The sequence below is a fragment of the Streptomyces sp. NPDC001970 genome (genome assembly GCF_053594115.1).
The window spans coordinates 125103-142296 of record NZ_JBSFDW010000002.1 but is presented as its reverse complement, the minus strand read 5'-3'; the positions used below and the strand labels follow the sequence as shown (position 1 = coordinate 142296).

Sequence of the window (17194 nt, the reverse complement as noted above, 5' to 3'; positions counted from 1 at the left end):
ACAATGGCGCGCTCGGGGAGGGCAATGTGGCGCATACCGCCATGTCTGGTTCCGGAACCACTGCAGGTGACGATCCACTCCAGACCGCGGTATGGCGGCTGCGCTCCCGCGGCTGTTGGACCGACGCAGCGGCCCTCCTCGCCCCCCACTCCGCATCCCCGGCGCTCACGGTGCAGCGCGCCGCGCTGCTCGTCGAGCGCTGCCTGTTCACCGGCAAGGGCTGGGCGGACGCCGAGGACGCGCTGCGTGCGGCGGAGGCGTCGGCCGGTGACGACGACGAGCGCGGGGCCGCGGCCTGCGAACGCGGGCAGCTCGCCTACGCATCGACCGTGCTGGGCGTCCGCGACCGGGCTGACGAGGCCCGCGCGGCCCTGGGCCGCGCGGCGGCACTGCTCGCGCCGGCCGCCCCCGGCCGCCCTCTCCTCGACTTCCGCCGCGGCCTTGTCGCCGAACACCTCGCGGACTCCCCGCAGGCCGCCCGCGCCGCGTACCACCGGGCCCACGCGGGCGCCGTCGCCCAGGACGACGCCCTGCTGCTCTCCTCCACATGGCGCCATCTGGCCGCGCTCGCGCTCCGCGACGGTGAACTGGCGGAGGCCCGGCACGGGTTCACGGAGTCCCTCCGTATCCGTGAGGAGCTCGGCTACCTGGTCGGTACGGCCCCGGCCCTGGCCGCACTCGCCGACACCGAGCCCGAACCGGAAGCGGCCCGCCTGCGGGCAGAGGCGATGCGGCTGTTCCGGCTGCTGGGCGGCGTACCGACGTGGCTGGCGGACCAGTTGAATCCGCCGGCCCAGGCCGTCAGGGCGGTGTGAGGGCGGTTCGCCGCGGCAGCATGGTCAGGGCGAGCACGAATGCCAGGGTCAGGAACACGCCCGCCCCGACGAAGCCGGCGACCGTGGCCGCGCCGGTGAAGACGCGTACCCCGCGTAGGCCGCCAGGGCCCTTCCCCGTTCGTGTTCCATGTAGACATCCGTGATGACGGCTGTGGCCACGGAGAGCATGAGCGCGGCGCCCGCGCCCTTCACGGCTCTCGCCGCGAGTATGAACGGTTCTGCGGCTCGCCCGGTGGGGTGAGACCGCAGCACGCGGAGGCGGCGGCGAAGAGCACGACGCCGCAGCGGACGGTGCGGAGGAACCCGAATCGGCGCGCAATCATTCCGACGACGGCGGCCAGCGAGGACAGCGACAGGACGTAGATGAGCACCACGCGGTACATGGCCGCGGCGTCGAGCCCCAGATCCCGTGCCATGGGAGTCAGGGCAACAGCGACGACGGTCTGGTCGAAGAGGACCATTCCGCCGGCACATCCCATGGCGGCGAGCAGGAAGCGCTTCCGGGAGCGCACCTGGCGCCGTGCGGTGAGCGAATCCATGGCGCCCTCCTGAGCCGCCGTCGACGGGTCCGGCACCGTTCAGCCGGCGGGCACGAGAAAGGCCGCTCCGCACCGAAGGATCGATCGGCGGCCCGACGAGGCTACGGCCACGGCATGGCTCCTTCGTGCAGACATCACCAAGCCATGTCCACGAGAGTGATCACCGTGCCGGCTGACCACCCGGCGGGCGCGCCGTCGTTGCGCTCGCGCTGCTGCCGCGGCGCAGCGTCCGGGTGGCCCTGGGCCCGGGCCGCCCGTCCGGTTCGACGGAACCGTCGACGACGAGCGGTACGCGCCCGGGATTGCTCGGGATTCGCACGGGAAGCGGATCAGCGAGCGGATCGGGCGGTGAGACGGATCAGGGCCTCGTCCATGCCGATGACGACCGACCGGTCGGATGCCATCGCGACGGCGCGGACCGGTGGGCCTGGACGGAAGGTCAGGGCACCGGCGGCGTCCGGGCGGTGGGGTTCGACGAGTTCCACGGGCTCCACGGGTCCCCCGGGTCCCACGAGTTCCACGAGGCCGTCGGCCCAGGCGATCGCGAGCGCCGGGCCCTGTGCGGCGAGGGCGACCACGGGGCAGGGGCGCTCGGCGAGAGGGACCGGCTCCGGGGCCCGGCCCGGGCGCCAGGCGCGGACCGTGCCGTCCGCCCCTCCGCTGTAGGCCCGCGGCACCGGGGTGGCGTCGGTGACCGCAAGGGCGGTGACCCGGCCCCGGTGGAGGGCGGCCTGGTGCATTCCCCGGAGGCCGAACGCATGCACCGAGCCGTGCCGGTCACCGACGAGGACGAGGCCGTCGGTCGCGGTCAGAGCCGTGCCCGGGTACTTCGCCAGCGTGGCCGCGACGGCTTCCGTGAGGGGCGTACGGCCCTGGGTGTGCAGGTGACCCCGCTCGTCCAGCAGAAGCAGGCTGCCGTCGGCCACCGGTGCAAGTGCCTTGATGCGTACAGGCATCGGGGCGGAGCCCGGCGCGGGCGTGGCGTCGGCGGGGTGCAGCGAGCGGACCGTGCCGCGCTGGTCCGCCACGAGCAGGTGGTCCGTCCACCGGCCGGTGCCGTGGGCCAGCGCGGCCACGGCACCGGGCCAGGGCGGGGTGACGTCGCCGCACACCCGGGTCCAGTCGACCCGCCAGGGCGCGGCGGTGGCGAGGCCGGTGAGGGCGGGGCGCAGCCGGGGGTCCGCGCCGTCGCCGAGCGCGGCCAGGAGGACCAGGGCGCGTTCGGCCACCGGCTGGTCGCGGACCAGGGACTGGCCCGCACGCAACCACGCGGCCCGCAGACCGCCGTGTGCGTCGTCCGGGTGGCCGGTGTCGTCCGCGTAGGCGGCCGTCACCCGCAGCGGGTCCGCTGCGCAGACCGCAGCAGGGTCGTCCGGGTCCGGCGGGGCGCCGCCGGCAGGCTCCGTCCTGCCCGGCCGCGCCTCGGTGATCAGCCGGATGTGGCCCAGCTCCCGCAGCGCCTGCATCAGTTCGGCCAGTGCCTCGGGGTCGTGGGCGGCGGGCAGGTCCGGCAGGGCGAGCACCCTGCGGCGCGGATCGGCCGTCAGGGCGCCGATCAGCTCACCCGGTGTCCGCGCCACCACGCCGAGCTGGTTCGCCAGTGCCCAGACGGTGCCTCGTACGCTCTGGCCCGCGAGGGGCACGATCGCGTCCGGCAAGGGCCCCGCCCCCGTCCTCAGCCGTCCGCGCCGGTGAAGTGCTCCCGCACCAGCGTCTGCACCACCATCAGGTCCTGGGCGATCAGGGCCTCCAGCAGCGCCGAGTGCTCGGCGGCGTCGGCCACCAGCTCCGCGCGGCGGGTGGCGGGGGCGCTCATGAGCGGCCACTGGGAGCGGCGATGGAGGTCGTCGGCGATGGCGACGAGCTGTTCGTTGCCGGCGAGGGAGAGCACCGCGCGGTGGAAGGCCCGGTCGGACTCGGCGTAGCCGGCGCGGTCGCCGGTCGCCGCGGCCGCGGCGGTCGCGTCGGCGAGGGGGCGCAGCTCGGTCCAGCGGGCGGCCGCGACGGTGCGGGCGAGCCGGAGCATGACCGGGACCTCGATGAGGGCGCGGACCTCGGCGAGCTCGGAGAGTTCGCGGGCGTCACGCTCGACGACCCGGAAGCCGCGGTTGGGGACGACCTCGACCGCGCCTTCGAGGGAGAGCTGCTGCATGGCCTCGCGCACGGGGGTGGCGGAGACGCCGAAGCGCTCGCCGAGGGCGGGAGCCGAGTAGATCTCGCCCGGGGCCAGCTCGCCGGTGACGAGGGCGGCGCGCAGGGCCTCCAGAATCTGGCCGCGGACCGAATGGCGCTGGACGGCGACCCGGGGCGCCGGCGGCTCGCTGTGCGTGTGCTCGCCGCGGGCAGGTTCGGGCACCCCGGCCTGCTCGGCGCCGCGGGCCTGTTCCGGTATGCGCGCCTGCGCCTCGGGCCCGTACGAGGACTCGTACGACGAGGCGTGCGGCCGTGCTGCGGCGGCCCCGCGCGCTCTGCCCTGCTCCACCCGGGTCCTCCTCCGGCGTCGACGGGCCCGGCTCGCACCGCACGGGCCCCCTGTGCACGATAGGCGGACACGCCCGCAGTTCAAACATCGATCGCTTCGGGTAAGGTAAGGCTAACCTGCCAACGATCGCGATTCGGTGGTCCCTGCATGACCGTCCCCGCCGTTCTCCCCCGCTCGGGGACTGCCGCCCCGGCCTTCGCCGCCACGCCCGTCTCGGACGCCTACGCGCGCCTGACCGAGGCGTTCCCGGGACTGCGCATCCAGGAGCTGCGCGACGGCGAGCCGGCCCCCCGGGGCGGCGGCTGGACGGCGGCTGCGGACCTCGCGGCCGGAGGCCCGGCCCTGGACGCGTTCCTCGCCCGGGACAACGCCCAGGTGCTGCGCGACTACGGGCAGCAGGCCCGCCCCGATGTCATCGCCAGCTTCGGGCTGCACCGCTACGCCTGGCCGGCCTGTCTGCTGATCACGGTCCCCTGGTTCCTGGACCGCCGGGTGCCTCGGGTCCCCGTCGAGGAGGTCGCCGTCCAGCGGGCCCTCGGGCGGCTGAGCGTCCGCGTCCGCGACTTCGCATGCCTGCCCGGCGACCCTGCCGCGGAGCTGCCCGGCGCCCGCGTCGTGCCCGACGAGGAGGCACTGCGCGCCGAGGTGCGGGACGCCGTCGCCGAGCACTTCGGGCCCGTCGTCGACGGGTTCGGCCCGCGCATGCGGCGCGGCAGGCGGGCCTTGTGGGGCATGGTGACGGACGAGGTCGTCGAGGGCCTCTGGTACGTCGCGCATCTGCTGGGCGAGGAGCGGCGCGCGATGGCGGAGCTGGAGGCGCTGCTGCCGGGCACGACCAAGCCGTACGTCGGGACGGCCGGCTTCCGCGAGCTCACGGGCCCGGCCGGCGAGCCGCTGCCCACCCGCGACCGGGCGAGCTGCTGCCTGTTCTACACGCTGCGGCCCGAGGACACCTGCGTCACCTGCCCGCGCACGTGCGACGACGACCGCGTGCGCAGGCTGAGCGCGGCCACGCAGGACTGACGGAGACCGCCCGTTCGCGCGCCACTCGTCAGGGTGGCGTTATTCGAACTCAATTCCCGCCCCCTGTCCGAGTGTTCGAGAGGAACGCACCTCTTCGCAGGCCCTGAAGCCCCCTTGGCGTTCTCTTGCCACGAAACCCCGTGTCCGCCACCGGACTTCGGCCAATATGGGCGCCCGAATCGCCCTACCGCGACGCGGACGCAGCAGTCGCAGACGCAAGGATGCAGGGGACCCCGCATGAGACTGACCGACATATCGCTGAACTGGCTGCTTCCGGGCGCCGTGATGCTCGCGGGGGTCGTGGCGGCGGTGGCGGTGCTCGCGCGCGGCAGGCGCGCCGGTGACGGTTCCGCGGCCGACGACTCCTGGGAACGCAGCGAGGAGCGCCGCAGGCGCAAGGAGGCGATCTACGGCACCGTCTCCTATCTGCTCCTCTTCTGCTGTGCGGCGGTCGCCGCGGCCCTGTCCTTCCACGGCCTGGTCGGCTTCGGCCGGCAGAATCTGAACCTCGCCGGCGGCTGGGAGTACCTCGTCCCGTTCGGCCTCGACGGCGCCGCCATGTTCTGCTCGGTGCTCGCGGTGCGCGAGGCCAGCCACGGCGATGCCGCGCTCGGCTCCCGGCTGCTGGTGTGGACGTTCGCGGGCGCCGCCGCCTGGTTCAACTGGGTCCACGCGCCGCGCGGCATCGACCACGCGGGCGCCCCGCAGTTCTTCGCGGGCATGTCGCTGTCGGCCGCGGTCCTCTTCGACCGCGCCCTGAAGCAGACCCGCAGGGCCGCGCTCCGCGAGCAGGGCCTGGTGCCCCGCCCGCTGCCGCAGATCCGGGTCGTGCGGTGGCTGCGGGCGCCCCGTGAAACCTTCGGCGCCTGGTCGCTGATGCTCCTCGAAGGCGTTCGCACGCTGGACGAGGCCGTGGACGAGGTCCGCGAGGACCGGCGGCAGAAGGAGCAGGACCGGATGCGCAGGCGCGACCGGGAGAAGCGGGAGCGGGCGCATCTGCGGGCCCTCAGCCGGCAGCACCGGGCGTGGGGCCGCGGCCGCGGCGGCCGCCAGGTGGAGGTCACCACCATGAGCGGAGCGACCATGACCGGATCGGCCGTGCCCGGATCGGCCACGGGCGGCTCAGTGGGCTCCGCACCGGCCTCGGTGGGGCCGGTCGCGGAGCCTGCCATAGCCGCCGAGCCGGGACAGCTGCCGCCGAGCCCCCGGCCCTCCCTTCAGGCCGTGAAGGGCGCTGAGCGCCACACGGTCGACCTCACCGCCGAGGACGACACCCAGGCGCTGCCGCGACTCGACTCCCTGGAGCGGAAACTCAAGGATCTGGAGCAGCAGTTCGGCTGAACGGGTGACACACGGGCCGGCGGCACACAAACCGGCGCACGAGTGACGGTCGGCACGAGGACAGGTCGGCAGGTCGGCAGGTCGGCAGGTCGAGCGGACGGCGGGCAGGGCGGTTCACGTCCGCACGCCGTCCAGCTCGAACCAGACCACCTTGCCCAGCGCATGTGCCTGCACGCCCCACGCATCCGCCAGGTTCTGCACCAGGACAAGGCCCCGCCCGTGGGTGCTCTCGTCGGCCACCGGGACGCGCGGCTCGGGCAGCCCGGACGTGAAGTCCCGGACCTCGACGCGGAGTCGGCTCGGCGCCACCGTCGCCGTCACGACCGCGCCGTCGGCCGTGTGGACCAGCGCATTCGTCACCAGCTCGCTGACGAGCAGCTCGGCGACGTCCGCCGAACCAGGCTCGCCCCAGTCGCCGTGCCCCAGTAAGTCGCGCAGGGCCCGCCTCACCTCCGGCACGGCTCTCAGGTCCGCGCGCCCCACTCTGCGGCGCAGCTGCGCCGGCCGAGACCCTCCCTGACGCCTCGTCATCATCCCCCACCGCACGTCGGAACGGTCCCTTCCTTCTCGCTTGCTCGCACAGGCACTCGCAAGCCCTCCCGAAATGCATGCCCCGCCCCCGTGCGGCCACGCATGTGGGATTCACCACGCGTGATGGAGGGGGCACGCTCCGCTCGTCACGGCCGTGGCACGTTCCTCAGGTTGGAGCGGGCCATCTGGACCATGCGCCCCACTCCCCCGTCCAGCACGATCTTGCTGGCGGAGAGCGCGAAGCCGGTCACCATCTCGGCGCTGATCCTCGGCGGGATGGAGAGCGCGTTGGGGTCGGTCACGACGTCCACGAGGGCCGGTCCCTTGTGCGCGAAGGCCTCCTTCAGCGCCCCGGCGAGCTGCTTCGGCTTCTCCACACGGATGCCGTGGGCGCCCGCCGCCCGCGCGATCGCCGAGAAGTCCGGGTTGCGGTTCGTGGTCCCGTACGAGGGAATGCCCGCGACCAGCATCTCCAGCTCGACCATGCTCAGCGAGGAGTTGTTGAAGAGCACCACCTTCACCGGCAGGTCGTACTGGACGAGGGTGAGGAAGTCGCCCATCAGCATCGCGAAGCCGCCGTCGCCGGACATCGACACGACCTGCCGGCCACGGTCGACGAACTGCGCCCCGATGGCCTGGGGCAGGGCGTTCGCCATGGAACCGTGGCTGAACGAGCCGATGATGCGGCGCCGCCCGTTCGGCGTGAGGTAGCGGGCGGCCCATACGTTGCACATGCCCGTGTCGACCGTGAACACGGCGTCCTCGTCGGCGAGTTCGTCGAGGACCGATGCGACGTACTCGGGATGGAGCGGAACATGCTTGTCGACCTTGCGGGTGTACGCCTTGATGACGCCTTCGAGCGCGTCGGCGTGCTTCTTCAGCATCTTGTCGAGGAAGCGCCGGTCGTTCTTGATCCGCACCCTCGGGGTGAGACAGCGCAGCGTCTCGCGCACATCGCCCCAGACGGCGAGGTCGAGCTTGGAGCGGCGCCCCAGGTGCTCGGGCCGCACGTCGACCTGGGCGATCTTGACGTCGTCGGGGAGGAAGGCGTTGTACGGGAAGTCGGTGCCGAGCAGGATCAGCAGATCGCATTCGTGGGTGGCCTCGTACGCGGCGCCGTAGCCGAGGAGGCCGCTCATACCGACGTCGTACGGATTCTCGTACTGGATCCACTCCTTGCCGCGAAGCGCGTGCCCGACAGGTGACTTGATGCGCTCCGCGAACTGCATGACCTCGGTGTGGGCGCCTGCCGTCCCGCTGCCGCAGAAGAGGGTGACGCGCTCCGCCTCGTCGATCATGCGGGCGAGGACGTCGATCTCCGCGTCGCCGGGGCGGACGGTGGGTCGTGCGGTGACGAGGGCGTGCTCGACGGTCTTCTCGGGTGCCTGCTGCGAGGCGATGTCGCCGGGGAGGGCGACCACGCTGACGCCGCTGCGGCCGATGGCGTGCTGTACCGCCGTCTGGAGGAGGCGCGGCATCTGCTTCGGGCTGGAGATCAGCTCGCAGTATTCGCTGCACTCGCGGAAGAGCTGGTCGGGGTGGGTCTCCTGGAAGTAGCCGAGGCCGATCTCGGAGGAGGGGATGTGGGAGGCGAGGGCCAGGACGGGGGCCATCGAGCGATGGGCGTCGTAGAGGCCGTTGATGAGGTGGAGGTTGCCGGGGCCGCAGGAGCCGGCGCAGGCGGCCAGTCTGCCCGTGATCTGCGCTTCGGCGCCCGCGGCGAAGGCGGCGGTCTCTTCGTGGCGGACCTGGATCCAGTCGATGGCGGCGTTGCGGCGGATGGCGTCGACGACGGGGTTGAGGCTGTCGCCGACGACTCCGTACAGCCGTTGCACGCCGGCGCGGACGAGGATGTCGACGAACTGTTCTGCGACGTTCTGCTTGGCCATGGATCCATCTATCCATGGCCGGGCCGGTCACGCCTCTCGCGTTACGCCTCCCAGACGGCGCAGGCCGTGCGGTCGTCGGCGTATCCCTTCACCCTGAGCTGGGTGTCCGCGAGGTAGGCGGCGAGGCCGGGGGGCTCGTTGCCCGCCCACCGCCGGGCCAGCTCCTCGGCCAGGGAGGGTTCGCCGCGGAGCGGATCGGCGAGGCCGGTGCTGCACAGGAGGAGGGTGTCGCCGGGCCGGGCCACGGACGCGCGGAACCGGAAGGGCTCGGCGGGTGGCGGTACGGGCGCGTCGATGTGCGGCGACGGGGCCGTGGTGATGCCGAGGTCCATGGTGAGCCGGTCGCCGTCGACGGTCTCCGGGAGCTGGGAGCCGTAGCCGACGACCGGCTCGCCGGTCACGGCGGAGGGCTCGGGGACCTGCGGCTCTATGTCCTGCCAGCCGCCGTCGCGGAGCCGGAAGAGCCCGCCGGCGCCGACGCCGAAGAACACCCGGGTGCGGCAGGCGGGGTCGGCGGAGAGCAGCAGGCAGCGCAGGCTCGCCGAGTACTCCTGCGGTGGGACGCCCAGTTCGGCCGCTCGGGCGCGCAGCTTGCCGAAGGAGCGGTCGGTGAGGCGCTGCAGCCCGGACTTGAGATCGCCGCGCCGCCCGGCCCTGATGTCCTCGGCGAGGCGGACATGGCTGCGGCCGACGGCTCCGCCGATCCAGCGCGTCGCTTCGACGGCGGCGCGGTGCGCCCCTTCGGCGGCCCGGTCCCCGCCGGCCACGGCCACCAGGACGAGCGCGCCCTCGCCCGTGCCGAAGCGTGCGGTGAGCAGCGCGTCGCGCCGCGGCTCGCCCCGGTACCGCGCGGAGTCCCCGCGCACGGAAGCCGCGCGCAGGGTGTACGCCCCGTACCGGGCGCCGTCGAGCACGGTGTCCGCGACCAGCTCGTCGAGCTCCTGGGGGCGTGCGGCGGGCAGCGCGGTGGGCTCGGCGTCGTAGGTGGGCGGGCGGTCGCCGACGTACTCGGTGCGGGGGCGCGGGGGCGCGGCGCTCCGGACGGCGGGCTCGGCGCCGGCGGTGGGCGGCACCGACGGCTGCGGCGGAACCTCGGGCGGCTGCGGCGGTGCGGCCGAGGGGGGTGGAGGTACGGGCGCAGGTGGTGGCGGTGCGCTCGAAGCCTGCGGCGGTGCGGAGGACGGCCGCGGCGGTGGGCTCAACGGCCCGGCGGAGCCTCTGTCCGTGCCTGTGCCCACGCCCGCGTTACCCGTGCCCGCGTTACCCGTGCCCGCGTCGCCTGTACCTGCGTCGCCTGTACCTGCGTCCGGCTGCGGGGGCGCGGCGGACCTCCCCCCCGAACGGGCCGTGCCGGCCCGCGTGGCCTGCGGCGGAACGGTCAGGGCGGGCGGGGCCGGTGGCTCCCACGTCGGGCGGTGCGGCGGCGGCCCGGAGGACGACGGCTCCCACCGGACACGAGGGCCGCTCCCGTGTGGAGGCGGTGGCGGTGCGGACTCCGGGTCCTCGCCCACGGTGTCGACCGCGGAGTGGAAGCGGTCGTCCAGTGTGTCACCCGCCGAAGGGGCGGGTCCGGTGTCCGGGGTGGACTCGTCGTACAGCCGGTGCCACCAGTCGTCGTCGGCGGTGGCGGGCGTCTCCCCCTGCTGACTCATGCCCTTATTGTCCACCGCAGAGCGCGGCCGAAAACGGGTCAACGGGAGATTTTGTCGGCGAACGGATGCACGAAGAAGTCCGCCGGGCGGCCCAACCCCCCACGGGAAGGACGCCCGGCGGACGTATGGGTGGTCAGCGCACGTCGTACGCGCGCTCCACGGTCTGGGTGACGGAGTTGCCGTTGGCGTCGGTCAACTCGGCCTTGAGGGTGACCGGTTGACTGCTCCTGCCGGCGTGGTCGACGGTCACGGTCCAGTCGCCGCCCTGCTGCGTGGTTCTGGCCTCGGTCCACGTCGTGCCGCCGTCGTACGAGTACGACACCTCGGCCGAGACCAGCGCACCCGGGGTGTACCCCGCGTGCCCCGACACCCCGAGTGTGAGCTTCTGGCCGTCGGCCGCCGGGAGGGTCTTGAGCCCGTCCTCGGGAAGGCCGATCACCGGGAAGAGGAGCGGGATGCCTTGAGAGTACGCGCTTTCGTCGAGCGCGGAGCGGAACGTCCACACCGTGGACAGCTGCGTCGAGCGCTGCCAGACCCTGGCGGGTGACCCGACCTTCAGCGTGTTCAGGGTGAGTTCGTAAGCGGCGTCGTCCGCCGGGACATCGAAGACCCCGAACGGGTAGGCGGAGCTGCCGATCTCCTCGCCGTTCCGCTTGAGCGTCATGTTGCCGATGTCGCCGAAGGAGCCGGCCGCGCCGTCGTGCTCGCTGTCGCCCCAGAAGGCGGTCGCGACCCCGATCAGATTGCCCTGCCGCTCGGCGGCGAGCACCGGCTCACCCGACGCGTCACGCGGGGCGGTCGGGGCGACGACGCCTCCGTACCAGGACTCGCTGCGCCGCTCGCCGCTCTTGTGGACGCGGGGAGCGCCGAGCATGAACTCGCCCCAGGGGAAGCTGCTGGAGACCGTTCCGGAGTAGGTCGTGTCCCCGGGCGAGTGGTACTCGGTGCGCTTGCCGGGCGCGGCGACGATGTCGACGAGCCCGCCGAGATAGATCCGCTGGCCGGTGTCCGGGCGGACCGCCGAGACGCTGTCGAGGTAGTCGGCCGCGACGCCCATCGCCCGGTACGTCGCCCGGGTCGCTGCGAGCTTACCGTCGCGGACCCGGTAGGTGCGGTCCGAGGTGACCGGGCCGTCCTCGGGGAAGGCGAGGTTGTAGACGTACGGGCTCGTCGCGGTGGCCTTCCAGCGCAGGGTGACCGGTCCTCGGGCGAGCCGCGTGAGCAGACCGGCGGCTTCGTCGGAGGGCACGGAGAGTGCGGGCAGCGGGGCGCCGAGGAAGCCGGCGGACGGGTACCAGGCGCCGGGGGCGGCGCGGTGGGCGATCAGGGCGACGGCGCCCGCGGCCTTGGCCGCCTGGGCCTGCCGGCCGACCGATGCGGTGTCGTCGGCGACGCGGACCAGTACGACGCGGCCCTTGGCCCCGGCCGCGGCGAGTTCCGCCGCCGTGCCCGAACCGGCATCGACGAGCTGCGCGGAGCCGGTGCCGTCGAGGTTGGCCGAGCCCACGCCGGAGGTCAGCGGGTGCAGCACGGGGCCGCCGGCGACGGCGAGTTCGGTGATCTGGGGGGCGTAGCGGCGCCAATAGCTGCCGAACTCGAAGTCGCCTTCGCGGGCGTGACCGTCGACGGAGGCGTAGTACTGCTGGATGTCCCGGCCACCGGTGAGCGTGCCCGCGTGCAGCCAGGCGTCGTCCCAGGAGCGGGCGAAGGCGAGCGTACCGGCGCGGTTCTCGCCCGGTCTGTCGGTCTCGACGCGGAGGCGGTGGGCCTTGCGGGCGTCCAGGACGACCGTCGTGTCCTTCGTCAGCTCCAGCTGCGGGCGGCCCAGATAGGCCACGGAGTTCTGCCCGGTGACGAAGGAGGAGAGGAAGTAGGAGCCGGGGCGCAGCCGGTAGAGCTGGTCGGACGCACCGTCGTTGAAGCGGCGCTCGCCGGTGGCGGTGTCCGTGCCGATGACGTCGACCGAGGACTGGCCGCGGGCGGGCTGTCCGGAGCGGTCGACGAGCTTGACGCGCAGGGTGACGGTCTCCGGCTCGGCGTACAGCGAGAACGGCGTGGAGACGGTGACACCGCGCGCGGTGGCGAGAACCCGGCCGGTGACGTCGCCGTACTGGCTGCGCGCCAGGTCCGCGGACGGGTCGAGCGTCAGCGGGACTTCTGCGGTGGCGCCGGCAGGGACGGTCACGGAACGCTGTCCGAGGCGGGCGACGGAGGAGCGGATGCGTGAGCCGTCGTTTCCGGTGACCTTCTCGACGGCGAGGTCCAGCTTCACCGCCTTGTCGCCGTGGTTGGTGTAGGGCAGCGTGACGGTGGTGCGGTCGCTGCTGTCCTGCGGCCAGTTGAAGGTGCCGCCCTGGACGGCGGGGGCGCCGGTGACCGCGGTGTCGACGGCGGCCTTGACGTCGAGGCGGCCGGCGCCTGCCTCGCGCACGTCACCGGGGATCCCGGAGTCCGCCGAGGAGACGAGCGCGGCCTTGATCTGCTGAGCCGTCCACTCGGGACGGCGCTGCTTGAGGATCGCGGCGGCGCCCGCGACATGCGGGGTGGCCATCGACGTACCGGACATGGACCGGTACGCGTACACGCCGCGGCCGCCGGCGGCCGCGGCCGAGATGGCGACTCCGGGAGCGGCGATCTCGGGCTTGAGGGTGTGCGAGCCGATCGCCGGGCCGCGGCTGGAGAAGTACGCGGTCGAATCGTCGCGGTCGACTGCGCCGACGGTCAGGACGCTCGGCGCACAGCCGGGCGAGGACACGGTGTTGAGCGTGGGGCCGGAGTTGCCCGCGGCGACCACGAACAAGGTGCCCTTGCCCTGCGAGAGTTCCTCGGCGGCGACGCTCATCGGGTCGGTGCAGTCGGTCGGTACGGAGCTGCCGAGGCTCATCGAGACGACGTCGGCCTGCTGGTCGACGGCCCACTGCATACCGGCGATGATCCAGGAGGCGGCGCCGTCGCCGTAGTCGTTCAGCACCTTGCCGTTGAGGAGCTCGGCGCCGGGGGCGGCGCCCTTCCTCCTGCCGTCGCTCGCCGCGCCGGAGCCGCCGACGGTGGAGATGGTGTGGGTGCCGTGGCCGTGGCGGTCGCCCGCGTCCGGGGAGTCGGTGAAGTTCTCGGAGGCGACGACCCGGCCCTTCAGGTCCGGGTGTTCGGTGTCGACGCCGGTGTCGAGGACGGCGACCTTGGTGCCCTTGCCGTCGTATCCGGCGGCCCAGGCCTCGGGGGCGTGGACCTGCTTGGTCGAACGGTCGAGCGTGGCCCGGACCTTGCGGTCGAGCCAGAGCTTCTCGAGACCGGCGGCGGCGCGCGAGCGGGGGCTCGTGACGTCGGCCCAGAAACCGGCGGTCTGCTTCTTGTCCGCCTTGAGCGCGACGCCGTCGACGGCCGGGAGCACGAGCGAGCGCTCGGCGCCGCGCGGGGTGGCGGGGGCGGAACGCGCGACATCGTTGCCGTACACGGCGATGAGCGGCAGGGTCTCGCTGTGCGCGTCGTCGTAGCCCTGGCGGATCAGCCCGGTGACGTTGAACAGCTCCCGGTCGACCCGGCCCGCGGCGAGCGCACCGGTCGCGCCTTCGGGGTAGACGTACAGGTCCTTGCCCGACTGGCGGGTCTGGAGCAGCGGTACGGTCCCGTCCTCGCGGGGCAGCGCGGCCGCCGCTGGACTCGCGGTGCCCGCACCGCGCACCAGCACGCGGTCGCCGGTGACGAGGGTGACCGTGACGGCCTCTCCCCCGGCCGCCCGGGCGGCCTGACTTCCGGTCAGCGGTCTGCTGCCTGCCGGGCCGTCCTGTGGCCTGGCGGCCACGGACGGCGCGACCGCGGTGACGGCCAGGACGGCGGCGGTCGCCGCGCCCAGGGCCGTGCGCGATATCGGACGCATCGCTCTCCCCAGTTGATTTCCGGACACGGGACACCAAAGGACCCATGTCCGGGAGCTGTTGGTGCTGCGGTGGCGCCACATTGGCAGAGGGGCGGGTGGTGCAGGGATGATGTGGGCGGCGGGTTTACGCCGCGGCCGGTTTCCGCCACGATCATGTCCGTCGGATGGGAAACGCACAGGTCCGGGGAGGGGTCGTAGGTGCTGGGAGCGATAGGTCTCGACGCGCGGCAGGAGTCGGCGTACCGGGCGCTGGTGGCGCTCGGCGCAGCGGAGGTCACCGATCTGGCGCATCGGCTCGCGCTGCCCGAGACGGACACCGAGCGCGCGCTGCGGCGGCTGGAACGTCACGGGCTGGCCGCGCAGTCCTCGGCCCGCGCGGGCCGCTGGGTGGCGGCGCCGCCCGCGGTCGCGCTGGGCGCGCTGCTCACCCAGCAGCGCCACGAGCTGGACCAGGCGGAGCTGGCGGCGGCGCTGCTCGCGGAGGAGTACCGGGCGGAGGCCACGGAGCCCGCCGTGCACGACCTGGTCGAGGTGGTGACGGGCGCGAGCGCGGTGGCGCACCGTTTTCTGCAGCTTCAGCTGGGTGCGACCGACGAGGTGTGCGCGCTCGTGACCGGCAAGCCGGTGGTGATGTCGGGCACGGACAACGAGGCGGAGGAGCAGGCCGCACAGCGCGGCGTCGCGTACCGCATCGTCATCGAGCGCGAGGTGCTGGCGCTGCCCTCCGGGCTCACCGAGGTATCGGCGTCGCTCGGCCGTGACGAGCAGGTCCGGGTCGTGGACCGGGTGCCGACCAAACTCGTCGTCGCCGACCGGGCGCTGGCGATGGTGCCGCTCACCGGCCGCGGTTCGGAGCCCTCGGCGCTGGTGGTGCACGCGAGCGGGCTGCTGGAGTCGCTGATGGGCCTGTTCGAGGCGGTGTGGCGTGACGCGCTGCCGCTGCGGCTGGGTACGGGCGCACAGCTGACGGAGGAAGCGGTGACGGGCCCGGACGCCACTGATCTGGAGGTCCTGTCACTGCTGCTGGCGGGGATGACGGACGCGAGCGTCGCCAAGCAGCTGGAGCTGGGGCTGCGGACCGTACAGCGTCGGGTGAAGGGGCTGATGGAGCTGACCGGGGTGACGACGCGGCTGCAGCTGGGGTGGCATGCGTACGAGAAGGGCTGGGTGGCCAGGAACCCTGCCGACAACTAGCCGGCGGCCGGTCCGCCGGCCCGGAACGGCGCCGCGACCTGCGGAGCCGATCCCGGTCCTGCACCCTTGGCAGATGAGTGCGTGGCAGCTCTTCCTGGTCGGCATGGTGATGCTGCTCGGCCTGGTCGGGGTGCTGGTTCCGGGCGTTCCGGGCACCTGGCTCGTCTGGTCCGGCGTGCTGTGGTGGTCGCTGCATGCGCAGACCAACCTGGCGTGGTGGATCCTGGTCGGCGCCACCGCGCTGCTGCTCGTCGACCAGGTCGTCGTGTGGCAGCTGGGGCCGCGCCGGATGCGCGGCGCGGGCATCACCCCCCGGATGGCGCTCTTCGCGGGCCTGGGGGCGCTGGCCGGCTTCGTACTGCTGCCGGTCGTCGGCACGGTGGTGGGCTTCGTCGGCGGGGTGTACGTCAGCGAGCGGCTGCGGCTCGGCGGGCACGGCGAGGCGGTGACGTCGACGCGCACGGTGATGCGGGCTGCGGGGACGAGCGTCCTGGTGGAGCTGCTCGGATGTCTGCTGGTCGTGGGTGCGTGGGTGGGGGCGGTGGCCGGGGGCTGAGGAAGCGGCCCGGGACAGGGGCCGGGCCAGGGCCCGGGACGGGTTTCGCCCTCCACCGTTCGGCCGAATGCGGGCCGCGGACCGCGGTGTTGGCCCACGGCTACATGATCGGCGCCGGGGTCCCCTTCGCCAAGTCCCACCAGCACTACTCCCATCTCCTCGCGGTCTACCCGCTGTACGAGATCACCGGCCGCACACCCGAGGAGCGGGCCCTGATCGAGACCTCGCTCGACCACTGGGTGAGCTTCGAAGGCGCCCTGCAGGGCTACACGTTCACGGGCGCCGCGTCGATGTCGGCGCTGCTGGGCAAGGGGGATGACACGCTCGCCCATCTGGGCGAGCTGATGCGCCGCTTCATCCAGGCCGACACGATGTACGAGGAGTCGGGCCCGGTCATCGAGACCCCGCTCTCCGCCGCGCAGTCGCTGCACGACATGGTCTGCCAGTCCTGGGGCGGCACCGTCCGCGTCTTCCCGGCGATCCCCGCGGTGTGGCGGGACGTGGCGGTCCATGACTTCCGCACGCAGGGCGCGTTCCTGCTGAGCGCGGTACGGGAGGCGGGCGCCACGCGATGGGTGCGCCTCGTGACCGAGCCGGGCGCGCCCTGTGGGGTACGCCATGGGATCGCGGGTGCGGTGGACGTACGCGACGGGCGGGGGCGGCCGCTCCGGTACGAGGACCTGGGCGACGGGACCGTACGGATCCCGCTGGACCGCGGCGACTCGGCGCTCATCACCGCCCGCGGCGACCGTCCGGACCTGGCGGTACGACCGGTCACGCCCGAACGAGCCGGCGGCGCCGTGGGGGCTTCCCGGCTGTCCGGCGGCGGACGTAGGTCCCGCGGACCAGGCCGATGAGCCGATGCGCGGCCGATCGGGGCGGGCGATGCTGACCGCATGACCGAATTCAGCGAGGCCGAGCGCGCGTATCTCAGGACCCAGCGGCTGGGGCGGATGGCGACCGTGGATGCCCAGGGGCAGCCGCAGGCCAACCCGGTCGGCTTCTTCCCCCAGGACGACGGCACGATCCTCGTCGGCGGACTGGCCATGGGGAAGACGAAGAAGTGGCGCAATCTGCAGGCGAACCCGAAGGTCGCGCTCGTCGTGGACGACATCGTGAGCACACGGCCGTGGCGGGTGCGCGGGGTCGACATCCGCGGCGAGGCGGAACTGCTGACGGGGCCTCACGAACTGGGGCCGCACTTCAGTGAGGAGGTGATCCGGATCCACCCGGAGAAGATCCACAGCTGGGGCCTGGAGGAGCCCTCCCCCTAG

13 protein-coding genes and 1 pseudogene are annotated in these 17194 nt (G+C 73.4%); 7 read left to right on the top strand and 7 right to left on the bottom strand.

Features of this window, described 5'->3' with window-relative positions:
• Positions 1-41: 41 nt before the first annotated feature.
• Positions 42-815: a hypothetical protein gene (locus ACWCP0_RS03190; RefSeq protein ID WP_451077129.1), complete on the top strand. Its 774-nt coding sequence runs from the start codon at positions 42-44 to the stop codon at positions 813-815.
• A gap of 209 nt (positions 816-1024) precedes the next feature.
• Here ACWCP0_RS03190 and ACWCP0_RS03185 read toward each other — a convergent pair whose 3' ends face one another.
• The 3 genes from ACWCP0_RS03185 to ACWCP0_RS03175 all read right to left on the bottom strand — a co-directional run bounded on the left by ACWCP0_RS03185 (position 1025) and on the right by ACWCP0_RS03175 (position 3857).
• Positions 1025-1375, bottom strand: coding sequence for a hypothetical protein (locus ACWCP0_RS03185; protein WP_451077128.1), 351 nt, complete (start codon positions 1373-1375; stop codon positions 1025-1027).
• Between the two features lie 329 nt (positions 1376-1704).
• Positions 1705-3033, bottom strand: a complete 1329-nt coding sequence (locus ACWCP0_RS03180) for a hypothetical protein (RefSeq protein ID WP_451077127.1) — start codon at positions 3031-3033, stop codon at positions 1705-1707.
• A gap of 17 nt (positions 3034-3050) precedes the next feature.
• On the bottom strand, positions 3051-3857 hold the full coding sequence (locus ACWCP0_RS03175) for a GntR family transcriptional regulator (RefSeq protein ID WP_451077126.1): 807 nt from the start codon (positions 3855-3857) through the stop codon (positions 3051-3053).
• A 147-nt stretch (positions 3858-4004) separates the two neighbouring features.
• Between ACWCP0_RS03175 and ACWCP0_RS03170 the strand changes: the two genes are divergently transcribed.
• Positions 4005-4880, top strand: coding sequence for a (2Fe-2S)-binding protein (locus ACWCP0_RS03170; RefSeq protein ID WP_451077125.1), 876 nt, complete (start codon positions 4005-4007; stop codon positions 4878-4880).
• Between the two features lie 237 nt (positions 4881-5117).
• A complete protein-coding gene (locus tag ACWCP0_RS03165) occupies positions 5118-6221 on the top strand; it encodes a DUF2637 domain-containing protein (protein WP_451077124.1) in 1104 nt (367 codons plus the stop codon).
• A gap of 114 nt (positions 6222-6335) precedes the next feature.
• Here ACWCP0_RS03165 and ACWCP0_RS03160 read toward each other — a convergent pair whose 3' ends face one another.
• The 4 genes from ACWCP0_RS03160 to ACWCP0_RS03145 form a co-directional block, all read right to left on the bottom strand.
• On the bottom strand, positions 6336-6755 hold the full coding sequence (locus ACWCP0_RS03160) for an ATP-binding protein (protein WP_351222326.1): 420 nt from the start codon (positions 6753-6755) through the stop codon (positions 6336-6338).
• Between the two features lie 143 nt (positions 6756-6898).
• Positions 6899-8641: a pyruvate dehydrogenase gene (locus ACWCP0_RS03155; protein ID WP_451077123.1), complete on the bottom strand. Its 1743-nt coding sequence runs from the start codon at positions 8639-8641 to the stop codon at positions 6899-6901.
• A gap of 41 nt (positions 8642-8682) precedes the next feature.
• On the bottom strand, positions 8683-10293 hold the full coding sequence (locus tag ACWCP0_RS03150; protein ID WP_451077122.1) for a protein phosphatase 2C domain-containing protein: 1611 nt from the start codon (positions 10291-10293) through the stop codon (positions 8683-8685).
• Between the two features lie 133 nt (positions 10294-10426).
• On the bottom strand, positions 10427-14170 hold the full coding sequence (locus ACWCP0_RS03145) for a S8 family peptidase (RefSeq protein ID WP_451077121.1): 3744 nt from the start codon (positions 14168-14170) through the stop codon (positions 10427-10429).
• Positions 14171-14368: 198 nt separating this feature from the next.
• Here ACWCP0_RS03145 and ACWCP0_RS03140 point away from each other — a divergent pair, with 198 nt between their 5' ends.
• From ACWCP0_RS03140 to ACWCP0_RS03125, 4 genes and pseudogenes are all read left to right on the top strand, one after another.
• Complete coding sequence (locus ACWCP0_RS03140; protein ID WP_451077120.1) at positions 14369-15364, top strand: helix-turn-helix domain-containing protein; 996 nt, start codon at positions 14369-14371, stop codon at positions 15362-15364.
• 73 nt (positions 15365-15437) lie between these two features.
• Complete coding sequence (locus ACWCP0_RS03135) at positions 15438-15920, top strand: DUF456 domain-containing protein (RefSeq protein ID WP_451077119.1); 483 nt, start codon at positions 15438-15440, stop codon at positions 15918-15920.
• 95 nt (positions 15921-16015) lie between these two features.
• Positions 16016-16820, top strand: a pseudogene (locus tag ACWCP0_RS03130) (glycosyl hydrolase family 95 catalytic domain-containing protein); the annotation flags it as partial.
• Entirely contained in the window at positions 16817-17194 is a 378-nt protein-coding gene (locus tag ACWCP0_RS03125) for a PPOX class F420-dependent oxidoreductase (RefSeq protein ID WP_451077118.1), read from the top strand. The pseudogene ACWCP0_RS03130 and the gene ACWCP0_RS03125, both read left to right, overlap by 4 nt.

Coding starts and splice junctions, on each gene's coding strand:
- ACWCP0_RS03190 (WP_451077129.1), top strand. CDS start 42: ATGTCTGGTTCCGGAACCACTGCAGGTGACGATCCACTCCAGACCGCG.
- ACWCP0_RS03185 (WP_451077128.1), bottom strand. CDS start 1,375: ATGGATTCGCTCACCGCACGGCGCCAGGTGCGCTCCCGGAAGCGCTTC.
- ACWCP0_RS03170 (WP_451077125.1), top strand. CDS start 4,005: ATGACCGTCCCCGCCGTTCTCCCCCGCTCGGGGACTGCCGCCCCGGCC.
- ACWCP0_RS03165 (WP_451077124.1), top strand. CDS start 5,118: ATGAGACTGACCGACATATCGCTGAACTGGCTGCTTCCGGGCGCCGTG.
- ACWCP0_RS03160 (WP_351222326.1), bottom strand. CDS start 6,755: ATGATGACGAGGCGTCAGGGAGGGTCTCGGCCGGCGCAGCTGCGCCGC.
- ACWCP0_RS03155 (WP_451077123.1), bottom strand. CDS start 8,641: ATGGCCAAGCAGAACGTCGCAGAACAGTTCGTCGACATCCTCGTCCGC.
- ACWCP0_RS03150 (WP_451077122.1), bottom strand. CDS start 10,293: ATGAGTCAGCAGGGGGAGACGCCCGCCACCGCCGACGACGACTGGTGG.
- ACWCP0_RS03145 (WP_451077121.1), bottom strand. CDS start 14,170: ATGCGTCCGATATCGCGCACGGCCCTGGGCGCGGCGACCGCCGCCGTC.
- ACWCP0_RS03135 (WP_451077119.1), top strand. CDS start 15,438: ATGAGTGCGTGGCAGCTCTTCCTGGTCGGCATGGTGATGCTGCTCGGC.
- ACWCP0_RS03125 (WP_451077118.1), top strand. CDS start 16,817: ATGACCGAATTCAGCGAGGCCGAGCGCGCGTATCTCAGGACCCAGCGG.